1 protein-coding gene is annotated in these 255 nt (G+C 57.6%); it reads right to left on the bottom strand.

Features of this window, described 5'->3' with window-relative positions; translation table 11 throughout:
- The coding region (locus AC5RV1_RS21460) for a hypothetical protein (RefSeq protein WP_493995966.1) at nucleotides 1-255 on the bottom strand (255 nt) is incomplete at both ends.

Below are 255 nucleotides of genomic sequence, written 5' to 3'. Positions count from 1 at the left end.
GAGGGATTGCCCCTGTCGTCTTGCCCAGCTCACCTCGAACGGATCGTTCATCGCATTTTGTAGAGTCTTGAGTGCCTGCTCGTCCTTGGCGATCAGGTCCGAGAGCCCTTTTCTCTTCGCTTCGAATTCAAAGCGGGAGCTATCGGGTTCCGGTGGTTGTCTGGTTGCCGCTTCCAGCGCGGTTTTCTTCGCTGCAACATTCGGTAGAGATTGAATCGCCGGGGCCTGCGCGGCTGCTTGGATACGAGCCCGGAT

This window comes from Arthrobacter sp. Hb9-2, from assembly GCF_059091165.1.
Note: the sequence above shows the minus strand (reverse complement) of the source record. Positions and strands in the feature narration are given on the sequence as shown.